The sequence below is a fragment of the Paenibacillus sp. 05T425 genome (genome assembly GCF_056396205.1).
Genome location: NZ_JBFTLA010000004.1, coordinates 33,364 through 49,977, shown reverse-complemented (window position 1 = coordinate 49,977; position 16,614 = coordinate 33,364). Strand labels below are relative to the sequence as shown.

Here is a 16,614-nt window from a genome sequence, read left to right as displayed (position 1 = left end):
GAGCGGCTTTTTATTGTATTTAGCAGAAGGTCATGCTTTTGCACAATCGTCTGGTGAATTGTCGCCAATTTATCGTTCTGAGGGGGGAGTGAAATGGACTTTTCCACGTTACATCCGTATGTGTACTACGCAACGAGATATCCGTTCGCCAAGGGGCAGTCAAGCCTTCCGCGGATTTGTTATCAAAGTTCCGTCTATCTGATCAGCGAGGGACACGGGGTTCTGCACACCTGCGGCCGAACCTACGAGACGGGTCCTGGTTGGCTCATCCATATACCCGCCGGACAACCCCATGAGTGGATTGCCGACGACCTCGATCCGATGGTTCATATTTGCTGTTATTTCGACTGGCATTACGTAGACCGAAGAAATTTATCGGAAGGAGCATCACCGATCTGTTACCAGCTGGACCGGCTACAGCACGCATTTGTCGGACCGGCTTTTCCCTATCCGATTCTCGAGATAGTGGAGGTTGATTCCCTCCGCCCATGGATTGATCTGTTCCAAAGCTTTTACAAACCCGGCGAATACACGAATGAACGAACCTACATGCGGAACTTGACGACGCAGCGGAATTTCCAGACCTTTATCGAATATTTCCTGACGTATATGCTGAAGGATGAGCATATCCCGGACCCTCGAATAAGCCGTATCATCGAACGGATGGAAAAGGATTTGCTGGACGGTACCGCGAAGCCGTTGAAGCTTTATTACGAAAGCATTCATATGAGCCGGGGGCATTTTTTCGATACGTTCAAAAAAGCAACGGGATATTCCCCGGTTCAATACATGAACAGGTTCATGATTGGCCGGGGGATGGACGATCTGCTCCATACGCGCTTAAGCGTTACGGAGATTGCCGATAAATATCACTTCAGCTCCGTCCATTATTTCTCCCGATTGTTTCATAAACAAACCGGCTATTCACCCCGCGAATTCCGGGCTGCCGGACAGCTCAAATAGGTAGCGCCTAATAGGCAGGAAAGGTTAGCCGCTTCGCGAATAGAAAAACATAGGTTTCTAAATTCAAAATGAACCGTTCGTTCGGTCATCAAGTTCTCTGAAGGAGATTAACACAATGAATGTGGATCAATTATGCGAAGGCATACGCTTGGATGAAGGCGCCAGACAAACGATCAAACAAATGGACATCGACGATAATCGATATAGCAGCCTGAAGCGGTTATTAACAAGCGATAAGCAAGCTTTTTATGCGGGCGTCAAGCAATCGCCATGCTATCGTCAACTCTTTTTGGCCTTATTCGCCAGGTTCGCGGTTGACGCCTATGCGGATTATGCCGCCAAGGGCATATCGGACGACGTTTATTACGATACGTTCTCCGACTTGCAAATCTGGAGCAGGAAATGTTATCAGGATTACGGGGTCTACGGCATTGAAGAATATGGGTGGCTGCAGGAACATGTGCAGCTTGCTTTGTTCCGCTTGGGCAGACTGCAATTCCAGCCCATTGCGCTGGATCATGACGTTGAGGCCAGTGGGAGAACCTTTGGCAAAGGCCAGCTTGTGCTTAACGTTCATATTCCGGAGGGAGGGCCTTTGGATGAACAAAGCGTTGGGCAATCCTTCGAACAGGCCAAGACGTTCTTTAGGGGCATCCGAGCGGTGTTCGTATGCCAGTCATGGCTGCTCTTCCCGCAGCTCAGCGAAGTCTTGCCGCCGGATTCGAACATTCTCAAGTTCCAGCGAAGTTTTACCGTCTATCAGACGGATACAGACTCGAAGCAAGCAGAGGAACGGATATTCGGCCAAGTATGCGCAGACCCGTCGCTCTACGAAGAGAGGACCTCTCTGCAACAAAGCTCGAAGGCGTATCTCATGGCCGGCAATAAGCTTGGTAGTGGATACGGAATTAAATTTTAAATAGACATTGCCGTTAGAAAACAAAAGAGAAACCCAACGTTTTGAAAAAAAACGTGGGTTTCTCGACAATCTAACTAGCTGATCGGCTAGTCTTCTTCCGTAGCAGCAGCCAAAAATTTGGTCATGACAACCTCGGTAACATTGCCCGTCGTATAGATGGCGACCTCATCCATCAAAGCTTGGATCAGGTATATGCCTAATCCCCCGACACGCAGGTCGCTAACCTGCTCAGCGGCAAGCGGAGCGGACATATCGAGCGCATTGGGATAAACAAAGCCGGGGCTGTTGTTTTTGATTCTGATTTTCAAACTGTCGTCATCTGTTTCATAGCAGACGTCAATAACCTCGTCTCCCGTATTATGGCCGCCATGGAGCACCGCATTGTTGCATGCCTCCGATACCGCTACCTTCATATCCTCGATGTCTTCATAGGAAAACTTCATCTTCGAGGCAATGCCGTAGAGACAGATTCTAACCATATCAATGAAGTCCGCATGGGCCGGTATTTGTAAACGAATGGCTTTCATGCTTCACCCTCTATCCCTTCTTTTAAATATCGGGAAATGCCTGTTAGATCGAATAATCGTTTGATGGCAGGCGGTATTTCTCTTACGAAGAAGGGCGCCTTCATTTCATCGCGATACTTCAATACCGATACAATGATGCCGATACCCGTACTGTCTATATAAGTTAAGCCTCTTAAATTCAGTATAAGCGCCTTGTCTGAACGGTTCATGACCTGCTCCAGCGCCGACCTCAGCTGCGGCACGATCGATAGATCAAGATCCCCGCTCAGATGGAGGACGTAAGCATTCGGATTCTCTTCCTGCACGACTTGAAATGGATCTGCTTTCATTCATTCACTCCGCTCCGCTATATTTATTGAATCGTTACACTTAGACGCTTGCGATATGAAAATAATGAATCGCGTTCAACTGTCCGCTCGACTCGCCGAAAAACAGCTTCAATACGGCCTCGCCTCGCTGATACCCTATGCCGTCTTCCGTCTCGAAGTCAGACTCGCCGAAAGCGTCCTTCATTCCTTCGAACGACGCCGGAACCCGTACGCCGTCGACCAGCACCGAGCCGATGCTCGGCAGAACTTCCACGAAATTAACGACACCCTCCGTAAAGACGATGTTCATGTGCTCGTAGTGATACGTTTCAGATCCGGCATTATAAGGATCTGTCGTTATCTCTAAGGGCTGGCCAAGCTTCGTTATCGCATCCTGCTGGCTGTCGTAAAGCGTAATGCCCTCTACGCTGCCTAGCTGTAACTGCTGCTTCTCTGCAGGTGCCGCTGGACTCATGGATGCTGTCGTTACCTTGTTTGCTGCCGCAGTTAGCGTTACTACGGATTCTTTGTTTGCTTGGTTCGCTTGCGCCTGCGGGTCGATTGACGCCATGGGCAATTCTCGTACGTTTGCAAATCCGATCAAGCTTCCTACTATACAGCCAATCAAAATAATGTTTTTCATATGAGCTCCCTCCCGCAAAAAAATCGGTTACGGTTACGTTAACGTTCCTCCCTTTACTCTTACCCCCGATTACGAGCTTTGAAACAGACAATCGCATTTTTATTAAATTATCGATTTATTTTTTGGCCGCAATCATCACAAGGCATATATCATCCCGCTGATTGTCGCCGATCTGCTCCGGAATGAGCGCTTCGCACATCCCTTGAATCCCGTTGCCGCTATGCTCTGCGAGTAGTTGTTCGATTCGGTTCGAGGCCTCTTCGCTTCCTTCATAATCTATCGTATCCAAGAGCCCGTCCGTGAACAGGACGAGCTTCATACTGTCGTCGTATTGAATTATGCCTTTCTGAATATCGATCGTATCGAACAGGCCGATTGCGCAGCAGCCCTCCGTTAGCCTAATCGTCTTGCCCTGCTGAAGCATTATACCGGGAGGATGACCGGCGTTGACATATTCAATCGTCCGCTCTTCCGTATCCAGTACTAAATAGATCGCCGTAAAATAGTAATTCAGCAGCTCGTCCTTCATATACAGCCGCTTCATATAGCGGTTCAGCTCGCGCATCACCTGCTCCGGGTCCGAAACTCGCGTAATCATATCCCTTAAGACGGATGAGATGTACATGCATACGAGCGAGGACGCGATGCCATGACCCATCATATCGAGCAAAATGACGCCGTACCTCGTTTGATCGATGCGATACCAGGCGTAGAAGTCGCCGGCCAGCTCCGAGGAAGGCTGATAGATGGCGTTGATCTCCACATTGGCGTCATCGATTGGCTGACTGAGCACGTTGCGCTGCACCTGCTTGGCAAGCTCCAGCTTGTACTTAATTCGCTTGTCCCGCTCCTTGTGCCAATCAATCTCTTTCTTCAGCCTCAGCGCGGAGCGTATGCGCGCGAGCAGCTCCATCTTATTGATCGGCTTCATTACATAGTCGCTGGCTCCCGCATCCATCGCCTCCGCCATTTTGGAGGAATCACCGACTGCGGTGACAAAAATGATCGGAACATCGCGATAACGCTCGTCCGCCAAGATGCGCTTGCACGCCTCCAAACCGTCAATCTCCGGCATCATCAAATCCATTAATATTAATTCGGCTTGCGCCTCCGGGTCAACGTCGTTTCCGATTCCGAGCAGGCCGTACAGCTCCATCGCCGAAGAAGCCATTCGCAAATCATCGTATCCCGCTTTGTTCAAAATTGCCTTCACGATAAGCTGATTCGTAGCATTATCATCTACTATTAAGATACTCATGCGTGCGTGCCCCTTATCAAGTGGTATCCAATATATTCTATACCATTTTCTAGTCGGATGTCGCCCTTAAGAAGCAGCTTGCAGCCCAAAAGGCCTATCCGTTAGGATAGGCCATCTATGTTATATGGCAGCCATGCCGTTATGGCCCGCTATTAAAAGACATAGTTAGGATAGTAGTACACATAGGGATCATAATCTTCCCCATCGTATTCCCTTCCGCCCCAAGCAATGACTAATATTTTATCTTGATCGAGCTCCCGTTCGAGGCGCTCCGCATCCGTCTTGGAGAGACCAAGCGACCTCATCTTCGCGCGCAGCTCATCGCCGCCTGAACGGAATATGTTCGCGATCGCCGTGCCGAGCCCTTCCTCCGCAACGCCGATCTTCTCAGCATCCGTCCTTTCCGCAAGCCGGTTCGTTCTGCCTTTGTCATGGGTCAGTACGAAAATATTTTCTTTCGCATAACCTTCAGTTTGGAATCGATACACCTGCTCTTGAACCTCCACCGCGTTATTCACCGTATGAACCTTCGTTTTCAGATCAATAGTCATTGTAATTCCTCCCTTTATTCGTTTGAATTTGAGTTGCTGGCGTTAGACTTCCTAGTCCGTGTTAGTTAGCCCACTCGTCTTCGACCAAAGATAAGCGATGCCACAAATAAGATAAGAAAGACAACGAATAAAATTTTGGCGATACCCGCCAGCGCAGACGCAATGCCCATGAAGCCGAATATCCCTGCGACGATCGCGAAAATAAAGAAGATAAAAGCCCATCCTAGCATTGAAACCACCTTCTCTCTCACAAATTGTTTTGGCGAGCTTGTTACGTTATTAAACGGATCAAGGATAATTGAATCAGCTTACTTGCATTTGTTTCAAAAAAGAGCCATGCGTTTAAGAACAATCACGCAAGCGCTACTAATAAATGAAAAGGCTGGTGAGGATCGATGAGTAAACAACGTATTCACGTAAATGGCATCGATTTAGTCTATGAAGAGTGTGGAAGCGGCAACGCCATCGTCTTGCTTCACGGTTTCTGCGGCTCCTCCCGATATTGGCAAAAAATATGTCCCATGCTGGGCGACAACTATCGCGTCATTATGCCCCATCTGCGCGGGCATGGCGAATCCGACTCGCCGGAAGGCGTCTATTCAATGGAGGTAATGGCAGATGACATCGCTGCCCTGCTGGACGAGCTGGACATCGGACGTGTCGTAATGTTCGGACACTCGCTCGGCGGATATGTGACTGCCGCATTCGCGGAGAAGTATCCAGATCGATTGTCTGGATTCGGACTCATCCATTCAACCGCCCTTCCAGATTCAGCTTATACGAAGCAGAAACGGCTCAGCGATATGTCCGTCATTCGCGAACAAGGGCTTTCGGCCTTCATGAAGGAGCGCATCCCCGGGCTGTTCTCGAATGCGAAGCTTCGTTATATGGATGAAGAGATCGGGCAGCTCATCGAGGTCGGACTTCAGATGACGCCGCAGGGCGCGATTTCGGCTTTGGAGGGCATGCTCCAGCGTCCCGATCGAAGCGATGTCCTTACCGGTGCGAAGTTCCCCGTATTGATCGTCGCCGGAGGAGAAGATAACGTTATTCCACCCGAACGGTCTTTCTCCGTCACCTGCAACGGTGCGCCGCGCACGACGTATGCGTTTCCCCATATCCTGGAGACGACGTTCGAAGGCTCCGCCCATATGAGTCTCGTCGAGGTGTCCGACCAGCTCGCCCGGGTTATGGCTACCTACCTTCGCACCCTTGACGAACGGGAGCGGACGAGAGACGACGGAAGCAGAGAAGCCGCGGCTGAAGAAGCTTAATCGGTGAGTCAGATAACCGGAGTCCCTTATGGGGCTCCGGTTTTGTGTTGAGCAAAAAGATATTCTCTTTTTTTAACTTGTATGGTAGTATGGCAGTATTGAAACAAAGGAGGCGAGCGCATGAATTATACGATACGCACGCAGCCCGCTTCTACAAGAGATGCTGTCTATCTGAAGCTGCGGGAGCAGATTATGAAGCTGGAATTGCCGCCCGGAACGCCGCTGTCGGAGAATGAAACATCCACCTTGTTCCAGGTAAGCCGGACACCGGTTCGCGAGAGCTTCCTGCGGCTGGCGCAGGAGGGGCTTGTACAAGTACTGCCTCAGCGCGGCACATTCGTATCGCTCATCGATACGGAGCTCGTCGAGGAAGGCCGCTTTATGCGGGAGCAGCTCGAGCGTTCGGTCATACGGCTGGCATGCGACTATTTTCCAGAGGCGTCACTCGCACAGCTTGAGCTGAACCTTCAGCAGCAGAAGGACTGCATGGCCAGACAGCAGGACAAAGATATGTTCGAGCTTGACGAGGCGTTCCACCGCATTCTGTTCGAGGGCTGCCGCAAGAGCAACATTTGGCGTGTCGTCGGTCAGATGAATATTCACTTGAACCGAAGCCGTATGCTTCGGCTTGCGGACGACCATCACTGGGAGCATCTGTACGATCAGCATGAACGAATGGCCCAAGCGATCCGGGAGCATGATGCGGACAAGGCGGAGCAGCTCATGAAGGAGCACCTCAGCCTCAACATCACCGATCAGGCGCTGCTCAAGCAGAAGTACCCGAATTACTACAAATAACGATGACAGGAGAATGTCCACGATGAGAATGACGTTCAGATGGTTTGGCGAGAACAACGATACCGTCCCGCTGCGTTACGTAAGGCAAATTCCCGGCGTAGAAGGCATCGTCTGGTCGCTGCATGACGTACCGGCCGGCGATGAATGGCCGATGGAGAAAATTCTCGAAGTCAAACGTCAGGCTGAAGAAGCCGGTCTGCACATTGACGTTGTTGAAAGCGTTAACGTTCATGAGGATATTAAGCTTGGTTTGCCCTCCCGCGAGCTGTACATCGACAATTACAAGAAAACGATTGTGAAGCTTGGCCAAGTTGGCGTAAAAGTGATTTGCTACAACTTCATGCCGATCTTCGATTGGCTGCGCACCGACCTGCATAAGGAAATGGCTGACGGTTCGACGGCGCTTTTCTACGAAAATGCCAAAATCGAAGGCGCAGATCCGTTCGAGCTCGTCGAGCGAATCAATGCCAACTCGGCGTTGACGATGCCGGGCTGGGAACCGGAGCGGCTGCAGCATCTCTCGAAGCTGTTCGAGGCTTATCGTGGCGTTACAGAGGAGCATCTGTGGGAGAACCTGCGCTACTTCTTGAACGAAATCGTTCCCGTCGCCGAGGAGAACGGCATCCGAATGGCCATTCACCCGGACGATCCGCCGTGGCCAATCTTCGGCTTGCCGCGAATCATGACGACGCAAGACAACTTCCGCCGTTTCTTGAAGCTGCATGACAGCCCTTATAACGGCATTACGTTGTGCAGCGGCTCGCTAGGCGCCAATCCGAATAACGACATTATCGGGATGATTCGCGAGTTCGCGGACCGCATTCCGTTCGCTCATATCCGCAACGTCAAAGTATACGATAACGGGGACTTCATCGAGTCTTCCCACCGTTCGCAGGACGGCACGGTCGATATCGCAGGCGTCGTAGCCGCTTATCATGAGACTGGATTCACTGGCTATGCGCGACCTGACCACGGCCGCCATATATGGGACGAGCAATGCAGACCAGGTTACGGCCTCTATGATCGTGCGCTCGGCATTATGTATTTGTGGGGCGTATGGGATTCACTTGTGCGTGAGGCAGCGGTGAAAGGAGCGAATTCGTAATGGCAGAACAACAATTGCAGTTGCCGAAGCATGAGACTCTGAACGGCAAAGTAGCCGTCGTTACGGGCGGCGCGGGCGTTCTATGCCGGGTCATGGCAATCGAGCTTGCCCGTCAAGGCGCAAAGGTCGCTATTCTGAACCGTACCGCAGCCAAAGGCGAAGCGGTCGTCGAAGAAATTCGCGCCGCAGGAGGCACGGCGATTGCCGTCGCTTGCGACGTGACGAGCATCGAAAGCACGCAAGCTGCTGGCCGCAGCGTGCTCGAGCAGCTCGGACCTTGCGATATTCTCATTAATGGCGCAGGCGGCAACCATCCGAGCGCCAATACGACGCATGAGACGTTCAAGCCGGAGCATCTCGGCGCAGAAGGCGTTACGACAATGTTCAACCTGAGCGTCGAAGGCTTCCGCAGCGTCATGGACTTGAACTTCGTCGGCACGCTTATCCCGACGCAAGTGTTCGCGGAGCAGATGCTTGGCCGCTCCGGGGCAACCGTGATTAACATTTCGTCGATGGCCGCTCCGTCTCCAATGACGAAAGTGCCTGCATATGCCGCCGCCAAGGCTGCTATCAACAACTTTACGCAATGGCTTGCCGTTCATCTCGCTGAATCCGGCATACGTGTGAATGCGATCGCGCCAGGCTTCTTCCTTACGGAGCAGAACCGCAAGCTGCTCACGAATGAGGACGGATCGCTTACGGAGCGCTCGGGCAAGATCATCTCGCATACGCCGATGCGCCGCTTCGGCAAGCCGGAAGACTTGCTCGGCGTGCTGCTATGGCTCGCCGACGAGACGACGGCCGGCTTCGTGACCGGCACGACCATTCCGGTTGACGGCGGCTTCCTATCATACTCAGGCGTCTAACACAACACATACTGTCGCCTATAACTATAAGCCCCTTGCCTGCCATACTTGGCTGACAAGGGGTTTTGTTATTGTCGCTAGCGTCGTTGTTTCTTGTTGTTTTGTTCATGTGAGTTGTACCCAGCCATGTAAGCGGCGTTTGCGTTTTGCGGATCGCGATCAAACTCTGCGGCAACGAGGCCCTCCGTATATTCTGAATAGCCGCTTGAATAAGATTTGGTTGCATGCTGTCTATCCATATCGCCTGCAGCGTCGTTCATGCCATCGTTATATTCGTCATACGCAGTCATATAAGACTCGTTCGCACTTTGCGAAGCGAGTCCGTTCTGCGCATCGGAATGGCCGTTCGTATATTCGTTATACCCTTCCAAATAGGCATGATGATTCATTTGCGCTACATTATCTGACTGGCAATCCGTCATGCCGTTAAAATATTCCCGATAGGCTGCCGTATAAGGAGCATCGTTTCGCTGCAGAGCTTGCCCGTTCTGCGCGTCGGCCAGGCCATTGCCGTATTCGGCATGGGCTTCCGCATAGGCGGCATACGCAAGCTGGGCCGCTTGTCCTTGCTCTGCGTGCTGCCAGCCCTGCTTATAGTCGTCATAACCGGCCATATAGGAAACATCCGCTTTCGCGGCCGGCTGGCTCTGTTTGGCGCTGTCCCATCCTCTGCCGTAATCGTCGTGAGCCCCCGCATAGGCGGCATGGCCGTTTTGCGCTGCCAAGCCCTGGCGGGCGTCCGACAGACCATCCGAATATTCGTCCATCGCCAGACGATAGCCATCGTTCGTGCTCGCCGCCGCCTGACCGCTGCGAGCATCCCCCCATCCGGAGCCGTACTCGTCGTAGCCTGCACGATATGCGGCAGCATCGTTCTGCGCAGCCTCTTCCTGCTGCGCGTCGGCCAAGCCGCTCTTATACTCGGCATAGGCAGCTTCGTAAGCCGCATCCGCGCTTTGCGCATCCTTCGACGCTTGGGCGTCCTTAAGCCCTGCGGCATACTCGTTATATGCAGCCGCATATGCGGCCTTGTCGCTAGTTGCCGACTTTCCTTGTTTGGCATCGGCCAAGCCAGCTTCGTAACCTTTATAAGCGTCGGTGTAAGCTGTGTAATTCTGTGACGCAACGGCCCCTGTCCTCGCATCCGACAGGCCTGCGCCGTAATCTTCAAACCCCGTCCGATATGCGGTATCAGCTCTATCGAGGTCGGCCCCGCTTCCCGCACGGGCACTGCCCGCACCGTAGTCGCCGTAGGCTGACTCATAGCGTAAGTTTTTCTTCATGCTGCGTCTGCCCGCACGGGCATGCTCCAAGCCAAGCGTCTCGAATTCCTTATTCATTTCTTCAATTGCGTTTTCCACGCCTGGATAGTTTTCAATCATTTTCGCCAGAAGCAGCTGCTCCTTGCATTTATAGGCGACATCAGCCAAAAACGCTTTCTCGTCATCCGAAAGCGAGTTGTACGTATCCACCACCGCGGTCATTTCGTCCAGAGAATCGGCAATTTTATCTTTATGCTTGGACAATTGATTAATGATCTGGTTCCACTTTCCGACATTGGAGAACTTGTCGATTTGCAGCTGCTCGATTTCCGAGCTCCTTCCTGCCGTTTCCATCGTAATAGCCTGCAGAACGAACTTGACGTTCTGCGGGCTCGTGCTCTTGAAGAACTTGTCGAACTCCGTGGCGATCAACGTTAGGATTGTATCGGATTTGAGCTTATCCTCGACCTCGCTGTAAAACTCCATAATGCCGTCGGCCACTTCTTCCGCAACCGGGTCGAAATCTTTTTCGCCCTTGTTTTTCGTGACGGACAGCTCGACCCATTTTTTAGTGACGAATGCATGATGGCTCTTGTCGGCCGCGTCGCCTGTCTTCGCCGTCGTCTCGGCTTGCGCGTCCTGCCCGTTATCCTTACCGTGCTCCGACTTAATTATCGTATTTACGTAATGACCCGTATTCGCTCTGCCTCCATTGACGGAGAGAACGTACGCTTCGCAGTGCAAGTCCCCGTCGACGTAATTTGTGCTGTCGTCGGTTAACGTCTTGTCCAAGCTTTTGCGAATATTTTTGACTTCGACGTGGTAATACACGAAATAGCCCAATTTGTTGACCCAGTCCTTCACTTTGCTTTCGACGTGCATCTCATGGTCTTTGTTGGCCCTTTCCGTAATCGGGAACAGGTTCTGCGCAAGACCAGGCCCGCCTAGACTGTCGTTGAGCAGATGGCCTCTGATATAACGGTTCTCAAGGCCCGGATGATTGGCGCGATTGGTCGGCAAATGCTTCATGAGCCCCCGTTGCTCCGTCGGGCCAAAGCCTTGCGGATGGTTCGGGCCCAGCTGGCTTGCCGTCATCTCCACCCCCCACTTATCTCCAGTCGGACTCGTTCCGGTCTTGAACTTCACGTCCTGCTTATCGGACATGCCGTGGTTCGCGCCCTTGTTCAACGTGTACTCGTTCCCGTTCACTAGGAAACATGCGGCCTTCGGGTTGATTTCCAGCGTCACTCTGGCTTCCGGCGATCCCACATCCTCAAAGCCGATCCGCTTCAATCCGAATCGCAGCGTCATACGGGGAAAATAGCTCTCAAGCTCGGAAAGATCGTCGTTTTCCCGTACAATTTTGTCCATTGTCTCTTTGGCCAGCGTTACGTCCCGCAGCTTCTCCTCATAGGTCCTCTCCTCCTGTGGAGGAGCCATTGCCAAAATACTTTCTACACCCATGCTCCCGACCGCTTCTGGCGTCAGTTGAACGCTCTCATCGACAGACTGTTCCTCTACTAATTCTTCTTCTTCGGTAACGGGAGAATTACGCGCCTCCGAACGGACGATATTCCGGTTCGCCGCAGGAGAATGCGCCTTTCGCGCACCGAACATGGCGATCACGGCCTGATTTCCGATCGTCCGCTGCAGCTCCAGTATGCGATCGGCCGACAGACCGCCTACTTCCTCAGATCCCCTCTCCTCCTCCTGCCGCTCGCCATCCCGAACGTTCCGTGGAACGGACTTTGGAGTGGGCTTGACCGCCTTATTCCCTTCAACCTGATTCCATCCAGACATGTAGTTTCTACTCCTTATACTCTCGATTATCGGCAATAGTCCGTTTGATGCCTTTTAGATTACATTATGGCATAAATCTCCAATAAGCGGCAGCACCCCATGTATTCGCTTAGGATCGCCGAAGGTCATAAATCATTGGCTTCTTTGGCAAACTAGTTGCTGGAAAGGAGGATGCCCGAATATGACATCGTCGAAAAATCGCCGCGAGAACGCTTGGAATCAGCGCAAGCATACGCAGCAGCCGCATGGCAAAGTGAAATCGCTCGAGGAGCTTAGCAAGGAAACCGAAAGCAAGGACAAAGAGTAACATCCAAACATGACAAAAAGAGCCAATCAAACGGCCCCTATGGCGTTTGATTGGCTCTTTTCCGTTAAATTTCCTCGAACAGGGTATCGAATTCGGCGGCCGTCTCGAAGTCAAGCTCGGTTAGACCGCCCGCATGCCATGAGGTTAACTTTAAAGTAATAAGCTTGTATTCAATAACGATGAATGGATGATGATTCAGCCTCTCCGACGCTTCGGCTACTCGATTGACGAACGAAATGCCTTCCATATACGTCTGAAATCGATACTTGCGAATGATCCACTTCCCATCAGTGAGCTTCCAAGCCGGTCTCACCTCAAGCAACTGTGCAACTCGCTCTTCCGATAATTTCGCAGCAGCCATATTCAGCTCCTCCCATCGCCATGACCTTTATTTATTGATTCGCGCGGCTCTCCGCACGGACAGTCTGCCAATGCAATTCCTCAATGAATTCGCCTGTCGAACGATCCAAGCGTTCGATCAGCTCTTCGGACAAGCCGTAGCCGCCGCCTTCCAGACGCTCGATCCATGGATCGATCGCGTAGACGCCGCCTAATACAACACGCCCGCCTAATGCTGCAATAACCGGCTTGAGCGCAAAGTCGATGCTAAGCAGATGAGCGATTGTTCCGCCAATGAACAGCGGATAAGTAATTTTTCCCTTCAAGCCAGTCTGAGGCAGCAAATCAAGGAACGTCTTCAGCAGACCTGTGTACGAAGCCTTGTAGACGGGACTTGCAATCACAACACCGTCTGCATCGTTAACTAAGGCTGTAGCCCGCTGCAGCTCCTCATTGCCGAATTGCGCTTTCACCAGCGCCTCAGCAGGCAAGTCGGCTACGTTGATGCGAATAACTTCATGACCTTCCGCAGTTAGCTTTGCTTCTACGTATTCAACGAGCCCATACAGACGCGAGTTTGACGTTGGGCTACCGGATATGACAGCTATTTTACTCATGAATAATTCCTCCGCTTGGTTCGTATTTTCATTCATTTTAACATATTTCATTATGAAGTAAATGCATTTGGCACAAAAAAACATACTAAATAGGTATGAATTATAAGGATTATATAAAATGGATGCCCAAACTGCCGAACAGACGATGAATTGTCTCTTTTAACGCAACTAAACCTACTCACTTGCGTCTTCATTATCGGCAGATGTTGGTAAGCATGCAAGGAAAGGGCGGAACAAGGTGACACGGCAAAGTAAAAGGATCATATTACTTGGTTCGATATTCGTGCTTGGATTCATTATTTTCTCGGCCTACTCCCTATTGAAGAGCAATATGGATTTGATCAGGCAATTCCAGCGCTTCTCAGTAACGGTAAGCAATCAGACAGATAGTGATATTATCGCCTTAGAAGCAGGCATCGTGAATGGCGACTCCAAGCAGCAATTCGAGCAAACGATTCGAAGCGGGGAGGAAATTAAGATTAAGCCGAAGCTCAGCTTAGCTGGTGAGGGCGGTATCTATATCAAATACAAGGATGCCAGCGGCGAAACGAAGCAACAGGCCGTCTGCTCGTATACCGAATCGCTGTCAGGTTATTCAATCGTTACGATTGAGCCGGAAAAAGTGATCGTAAAAGAAAAATGTATGTAGGTTAAGACATGAAAAAACCTCCGCGTCAGGTCGCCTAATCGGCTGCCTGGTTCGGAGGCTTGTTTATGTTTAACGGCTTTAATGGCTGAATCATCAAACTTCGCTTACTGCACTTTCATCATAATTTCTTCGAACTTCTCGTTGAACGAGATTCGGAGCTCTTTGTTATCCAAGTACCATAGGTTATCTTCTTCCATATAGAAGGTTACGCCGTCCACCGTATGCGACAGTCCAACCTTTCTCGGAGTCTCCTTCGTAATCCCAAGCGACAGTCCCGGATGCACGCTGCCGCAGCCGCCCAGCCGCACGAAAATACGTACGTGATCGCCCTCCGATAAACCCATCTCGCTCTTATACCAGCTAGCCGCCGGCTGCTCCACTACAATATTCATTGTTGTCAGCTCCTTATTGTAATCATTCCTAATTGTATGGATAGTTTGTTCTATTCTTTTAGATGGATAAAGTTATCGAACTATTATCATCCATCATTGCGAATTAACGTCTTTCTGTCAATCCTTCGCTTGAGCGAGATTGGACAAAAACGCTTATATACTATTAAACGCAGGTGAAGCCGATTTGGCTTCAAGCTTGCCATTATTTTTTTACAATAAATTAAAAATAAACAAAAACAGGACCATCTCGCAGTTTGGATGCTGCGGGACAGTCCTGCTTCTATTCGCTTAAAGCCTCCGACCATGCTCGGCGCAATATATCCTTCAATAGCAGAGATTGCTGCCAACGGTCGCTTATTTCCTTCGTACGCCCCGCATACTCGTCAATCGTTATCGCATATCCGGGTGGACCTAGCTCGCACACGGCTGTCAGCGTAAGTTCCTGTTTATCCCGGGATCGCAGCCATTGCTTCATGCCTTCCTTCCACCACCGCTTGAAATGCGGAACCATCGGATGCTCGCCATTGTCGCCAATGCTGACCTGCACCTGCTCGCCGTTCGAGACGCGCGCATGTATGCTCGCCGTATGGACGAGCAACTCACCGAGCAGCGCCTCTGCTTCATTAGAGATCGTATGAAGCTCGCCAGCGACAACGTAATGGGAGAAATCGATCGTCAGCGGCAGACCGCTTAATTGATGGACATAATCTGCAGTGCGGATCAGATCCTGCGTAATCGTACCGCGATGCGTTTCAATATGGACGGGGAGCTCATACGCTTCTCCAAGTCGCTTCAGCTCGCCGAGCAACGATATTGCTGGTTCGTCAATCAGGAACGGAGTCATCACCTGGGCATTGATGAATGATATATCGCCATCATAAGCGTGCACCTTTTGCAGAAACTGTTCTAGATCTGCAGCTGTCCTTGGATACGTGTTGACGCTTAGCGCCAGCTCGTACTTGGCAAGCAGCCTGCGCCACTCCGCTGCTTCTTCAGGCGCCGGGATGAAGCCGTCAATGCCGTCGAAGCCTGCCTCCGCAATCTGAGCAAATCTCTCCTCAAGCGACCATTCGCGATTACGTTCGCCCAGGCCGCTCATTCCCCACCATGACATATGAACTGCGAGCGTAGGCTTCTCCCAATGTATGTGATCAGTGTGGATAGACGTTCTCGAATTCGACACCGCAAGGTCCTCCGTCCGGATTGTCTTCCAAAATAACCTCCGAGCCGTCGGCACGGAACAGTGGTTTGTAGTAATGTGAAATCTTCGTAGCCGACTGGTTCGCATAGTGACAAATAAAGGCGCGGCGGAAACGATCCTTCGTTTTGTTACGGTAAGAGCCGTGTATCAGATTGCCATTGAAGAACAGCACGTCGCCTTTATCCATAATGGCGGGGATTGCTTTCTCGTCCTTCGGCGGCTTCACGTAATGCGTCGTGAATGACTCTTTGGAATCGGCGATGTCAGGGCAGACGATCTCGTAATCATTCGTCTTCGGCACGATAAGCAAGCCTCCGTTCTCCTCATCCGCAGCATCGACCGCCGTCCATGCGGCAATGCAGTTGCCCGGTTCTACCTGGAGGTAGAAATTGTCTTGATGGAGCGCCTGACCGCGCGAGCCTGGCGGCTTATAATAGAACATGCTTTGGGCAGCGTATGCTTCCTCGCCGTACAAATCCGCCAATATGTCAAGCACCGGCTCGTGAAGCATGTAACGCTTCGCCGCTTCATTGAATCGATGCGGATGCATGACTCGCGGATAGCGGGTAAGCGGATCTGTCACCTCTGAATCAAGCTTAGGCTCGAAATACCCTGGAATCGTCTTCTGGCTGATATCCTCGAAGGTTGTCTCGATCTCCGCGAGTTCCTCTGGCTTGAACAAACCTTTCACAATCAGATAACCCTGCTCCTCGAAAAACTGTTTCTGCTCCTGCGTCAACGCTCGTAAAGCTGTACTCATTGCGTATCCCTCCATCGTTTTGCTGGTATGCTCTCAGTATAGGAAATTGAAGCATATCGATGAAGTAACAATGAT

At 51.2% G+C, this 16,614-nt stretch carries 20 protein-coding genes; 8 read left to right on the top strand and 12 right to left on the bottom strand.

Annotated elements, in window-relative coordinates; translation table 11 throughout:
• Nucleotides 1-93 precede the first annotated feature (93 nt).
• Together AC1DF0_RS09305 and AC1DF0_RS09300 are read left to right on the top strand one after the other, a co-directional pair.
• Nucleotides 94-963, top strand: a complete 870-nt coding sequence (locus tag AC1DF0_RS09305; RefSeq protein ID WP_477573749.1) for an AraC family transcriptional regulator — start codon at nt 94-96, stop codon at nt 961-963.
• 115 nt (nt 964-1,078) lie between these two features.
• Nucleotides 1,079-1,882 carry an acyltransferase domain-containing protein gene (locus AC1DF0_RS09300; RefSeq protein ID WP_477573748.1) on the top strand — a complete coding sequence of 268 codons (804 nt, stop codon included), beginning with the start codon at nt 1,079-1,081 and terminating at the stop codon, nt 1,880-1,882.
• 86 nt (nt 1,883-1,968) lie between these two features.
• On the opposite strand, the gene rsbW is transcribed toward AC1DF0_RS09300, so the two are convergent.
• From rsbW to AC1DF0_RS09270, 6 genes are all read right to left on the bottom strand, one after another.
• Nucleotides 1,969-2,409, bottom strand: a complete 441-nt coding sequence (gene rsbW / locus AC1DF0_RS09295; protein ID WP_477573747.1) for an anti-sigma B factor RsbW — start codon at nt 2,407-2,409, stop codon at nt 1,969-1,971.
• Nucleotides 2,406-2,738, bottom strand: a complete 333-nt coding sequence (locus AC1DF0_RS09290) for an STAS domain-containing protein (RefSeq protein ID WP_442048348.1) — start codon at nt 2,736-2,738, stop codon at nt 2,406-2,408. Before AC1DF0_RS09290 ends, rsbW begins: the two co-directional genes overlap by 4 nt.
• Nucleotides 2,739-2,778: 40 nt before the next feature.
• Complete coding sequence (locus AC1DF0_RS09285; protein WP_477573746.1) at nt 2,779-3,360, bottom strand: hypothetical protein; 582 nt, start codon at nt 3,358-3,360, stop codon at nt 2,779-2,781.
• A gap of 115 nt (nt 3,361-3,475) precedes the next feature.
• Nucleotides 3,476-4,618 (bottom strand): PP2C family protein-serine/threonine phosphatase, encoded by a 1,143-nt coding sequence (locus AC1DF0_RS09280; RefSeq protein ID WP_477573745.1) that lies wholly within the window; start codon nt 4,616-4,618, stop codon nt 3,476-3,478.
• A gap of 152 nt (nt 4,619-4,770) precedes the next feature.
• Nucleotides 4,771-5,169 carry a YflT domain-containing protein gene (locus AC1DF0_RS09275; RefSeq protein WP_337098376.1) on the bottom strand — a complete coding sequence of 133 codons (399 nt, stop codon included), beginning with the start codon at nt 5,167-5,169 and terminating at the stop codon, nt 4,771-4,773.
• 65 nt (nt 5,170-5,234) lie between these two features.
• On the bottom strand, nt 5,235-5,399 hold the full coding sequence (locus tag AC1DF0_RS09270; RefSeq protein WP_475823783.1) for a DUF1328 family protein: 165 nt from the start codon (nt 5,397-5,399) through the stop codon (nt 5,235-5,237).
• A 165-nt stretch (nt 5,400-5,564) separates the two neighbouring features.
• Between AC1DF0_RS09270 and AC1DF0_RS09265 the strand changes: the two genes are divergently transcribed.
• From AC1DF0_RS09265 to AC1DF0_RS09250, 4 genes are all read left to right on the top strand, one after another.
• Nucleotides 5,565-6,443: an alpha/beta fold hydrolase gene (locus AC1DF0_RS09265; RefSeq protein WP_477573744.1), complete on the top strand. Its 879-nt coding sequence runs from the start codon at nt 5,565-5,567 to the stop codon at nt 6,441-6,443.
• Nucleotides 6,444-6,563: 120 nt separating this feature from the next.
• The gene (locus tag AC1DF0_RS09260) at nt 6,564-7,241 is read left to right on the top strand and encodes a GntR family transcriptional regulator (protein ID WP_477573743.1); all 678 of its coding nucleotides are present in this window, start codon (nt 6,564-6,566) and stop codon (nt 7,239-7,241) included.
• A 22-nt stretch (nt 7,242-7,263) separates the two neighbouring features.
• Nucleotides 7,264-8,346 carry a mannonate dehydratase gene (gene uxuA / locus AC1DF0_RS09255; protein ID WP_477573742.1) on the top strand — a complete coding sequence of 361 codons (1,083 nt, stop codon included), beginning with the start codon at nt 7,264-7,266 and terminating at the stop codon, nt 8,344-8,346.
• Entirely contained in the window at nt 8,346-9,212 is an 867-nt protein-coding gene (locus AC1DF0_RS09250) for an SDR family oxidoreductase (RefSeq protein ID WP_477573741.1), read from the top strand. The genes uxuA and AC1DF0_RS09250 overlap by 1 nt, the downstream gene beginning before the upstream one ends.
• Nucleotides 9,213-9,289: 77 nt before the next feature.
• Here the strand turns inward: AC1DF0_RS09250 and AC1DF0_RS09245 are convergent, their stop codons facing one another.
• Nucleotides 9,290-12,274, bottom strand: a complete 2,985-nt coding sequence (locus AC1DF0_RS09245; RefSeq protein ID WP_477573740.1) for a hypothetical protein — start codon at nt 12,272-12,274, stop codon at nt 9,290-9,292.
• A gap of 181 nt (nt 12,275-12,455) precedes the next feature.
• On the opposite strand from AC1DF0_RS09245, the gene AC1DF0_RS09240 reads away from it, so the two are divergent.
• The gene (locus tag AC1DF0_RS09240) at nt 12,456-12,581 is read left to right on the top strand and encodes a DUF6254 family protein (RefSeq protein WP_477573739.1); all 126 of its coding nucleotides are present in this window, start codon (nt 12,456-12,458) and stop codon (nt 12,579-12,581) included.
• A 64-nt stretch (nt 12,582-12,645) separates the two neighbouring features.
• Here the strand turns inward: AC1DF0_RS09240 and AC1DF0_RS09235 are convergent, their stop codons facing one another.
• Together AC1DF0_RS09235 and ssuE are read right to left on the bottom strand one after the other, a co-directional pair.
• Complete coding sequence (locus tag AC1DF0_RS09235) at nt 12,646-12,942, bottom strand: 4a-hydroxytetrahydrobiopterin dehydratase (RefSeq protein WP_442048358.1); 297 nt, start codon at nt 12,940-12,942, stop codon at nt 12,646-12,648.
• A 31-nt stretch (nt 12,943-12,973) separates the two neighbouring features.
• On the bottom strand, nt 12,974-13,537 hold the full coding sequence (ssuE, locus tag AC1DF0_RS09230; protein ID WP_475823789.1) for an NADPH-dependent FMN reductase: 564 nt from the start codon (nt 13,535-13,537) through the stop codon (nt 12,974-12,976).
• Between the two features lie 238 nt (nt 13,538-13,775).
• Here ssuE and AC1DF0_RS09225 point away from each other — a divergent pair, with 238 nt between their 5' ends.
• Nucleotides 13,776-14,186, top strand: coding sequence for a hypothetical protein (locus tag AC1DF0_RS09225; RefSeq protein WP_475823790.1), 411 nt, complete (start codon nt 13,776-13,778; stop codon nt 14,184-14,186).
• Nucleotides 14,187-14,290: 104 nt separating this feature from the next.
• Here the strand turns inward: AC1DF0_RS09225 and AC1DF0_RS09220 are convergent, their stop codons facing one another.
• The 3 genes from AC1DF0_RS09220 to AC1DF0_RS09210 all read right to left on the bottom strand — a co-directional run bounded on the left by AC1DF0_RS09220 (nt 14,291) and on the right by AC1DF0_RS09210 (nt 16,539).
• On the bottom strand, nt 14,291-14,578 hold the full coding sequence (locus tag AC1DF0_RS09220; RefSeq protein WP_442048361.1) for a HesB/YadR/YfhF family protein: 288 nt from the start codon (nt 14,576-14,578) through the stop codon (nt 14,291-14,293).
• 280 nt (nt 14,579-14,858) lie between these two features.
• The gene (locus tag AC1DF0_RS09215) at nt 14,859-15,761 is read right to left on the bottom strand and encodes a sugar phosphate isomerase/epimerase family protein (RefSeq protein WP_442048362.1); all 903 of its coding nucleotides are present in this window, start codon (nt 15,759-15,761) and stop codon (nt 14,859-14,861) included.
• Nucleotides 15,730-16,539: a phytanoyl-CoA dioxygenase family protein gene (locus AC1DF0_RS09210; RefSeq protein ID WP_442048363.1), complete on the bottom strand. Its 810-nt coding sequence runs from the start codon at nt 16,537-16,539 to the stop codon at nt 15,730-15,732. Before AC1DF0_RS09210 ends, AC1DF0_RS09215 begins: the two co-directional genes overlap by 32 nt.
• Nucleotides 16,540-16,614 lie beyond the last annotated feature (75 nt).